The sequence below is a fragment of the Pseudoalteromonas simplex genome, from assembly GCF_015278155.1.
Classification (GTDB): domain Bacteria; phylum Pseudomonadota; class Gammaproteobacteria; order Enterobacterales; family Alteromonadaceae; genus Pseudoalteromonas; species Pseudoalteromonas simplex.
This window is the reverse complement of sequence record NZ_JADILN010000025.1, coordinates 1-2,073: the sequence shown is the minus strand read 5'-3', so window position 1 is coordinate 2,073 and position 2,073 is coordinate 1. Positions and strand designations below refer to the sequence as shown.

The window sequence follows — 2,073 nt, the reverse complement described above, 5'->3', positions numbered from 1 at the left end:
AGGTGCCAGTGACCGTCGGCGTATTGTCGTTGGTCAGCGCTGGCGCATCAATGCTAATCGTTGGTGCCGTCACATCAATGGTGCCTGTTTCAGTATCGCTGCCTTCGTTACCCGCCGCGTCGCTCACGGTGGCCACCACGGTATAATCMCCTTCGGCTAATGCCGTACTTGGCTCAACAGACCAACTGCCATCCGCTTGCACCGTCGCTGTCGCACTTTGTACATTACCGGCACTGTCAGTGATAGTAAGCAGCACTAWGCTGCCCACAGCCGCTCCGGTGGTTTGCCCACTGATGAGCGGTGTCACATCATTACTATCGGCCAAGGTATCAAGGCTAATCGTCGGTGCGGTAATGTCGATTTCACCAGTGGCACTATCGGTGCCGGTATTACCGGCTGCATCGGTGACTGAAGCATTAACAGTAAAACTACCTTCTGCCAGTATAGTGGTTGCAGACACTGACCAACTTCCGTTCGCTAATACCGTAGCGACTAAAGTTTGTGGGTTGCCTTGTGAATCAGTAATGATCACTGTAACTGTGCTTCCTATCGGTGCATCCGTTGTACCACTTATTGTTGGGGTTGTATCATTGGTTTGTGCAATATCATTAATTGCAATGGTAGGAGGGGTTAAATCAATTGTTCCTACAGCAGAGTCTGTACCTTCAACGCCACCTACTGTAACGCTAGCAGTAACCGTAAAATCCCCTTCAGTTAATGCATTATTAGCAGTAACAGTCCAAATACCACCTGAGACACTTACTGTCAGTGTTTCAACTGGATTGGTGCCATCATTTATAGTCACTGTTACCGTACTGCCGTCAGGAGCACTGGTTGTTCCTGAAATAGTAGGCGTTGTATCGTTCGTTTGGCCTAGGGCATCAATTGAAATACTAGGCGCACTAGTATTCAAGGTGAAATTCTCTGTTGCTGAGGCGCTATTTCCTGCTGCATCTTCTACTGTAGCAACCACGCTGTAGTCATCATTCGCTAACGATGAAGAGGTGACAGACCAATTACCAGCACCATCAACGGTTGCAGTCAAACTGATCTCACCACCACTGGTATCTGTTAATACAAGTGAAATAACGGTGCCTGCTGGCTCCGAAGATGTACCACTAATAGTTGGTGTTGCGGTGTTAATTGTGCCTAGATTGTTGATTGTAATGAGAGGCGCTGTAGTGTCTATCGTTCCTGAGCCGGTATCACTCCCTGTATTACCCGCAGCATCTGTGATTGTTGCAGTAATTGTATAGTTACCATCAGGTATTTCAGATGCGTCTGTTTGCCATGTGCCTGCAGCACTTACAACAGCTGTAAAACTATAATTATCGCCATTACTGTCTGTAACTATAATATTTACAATTGTGCCCGCAGGCTCGGTAGATGTACCGCTGATTGTTGGGGTATTATCATTACTTAAGCCATTATCATTCACAACGACTGTAGGATTTACCGTATCAATACTACCTGAGGCACTGATTGTTGTACTATTGCCCGCCACGTCACTCACTGTTGCTGACACAGTGTAATCACCTTCAGCTAAACCGTTTGGCACTTCACTAGTCCAGGTTCCATCACTGCCCACTGTGGCTGAGAAAGTTTGTACCACACCGTTACTATCAGTCACTGTGATAGTTACTAACGCGCCGATTTCATTACTTGTGCCGCTTAAAGTTGGCGTCACATCACTGCCCGCCCCAACGCCCGTTAAGGTTAAGCTTGGTGCAACGGTATCAATGACCCCAGTCACCGTTTCTTCTGTAAGGTTCCCCACCCCATCACGCACACTGGCGTCAACAGTAAATTGACCATCAGCTAAGACCGTTGTTGGACTCACTGACCAATTACCGCTGGCATCCACTGTCGCTGTCAGGGTGCTGCTATCACCATTGGCATCGGTGACGACCACAGTCACTTGTGCGCCTTCACCTGCATCACTGGTACCACTGATGAGCGGTGTATTGTCATTTCCTATTGCATCCACATTAACGGTGAGTGTCGGTGGTGTACCATCAAAGTCACTTGAACTGATAGTACGTACATTGCCTGCAGCATCCGATGCACTGGCTG

General features: G+C 48.0%; 1 protein-coding gene. It reads right to left on the bottom strand.

All coding sequences use genetic code 11. From position 1 onward, the window contains the following. Positions 1 to 2,073: beta strand repeat-containing protein (locus tag IRQ78_RS20345; RefSeq protein WP_194442977.1), on the bottom strand; the 2,073-nt coding region annotated here is incomplete at both ends.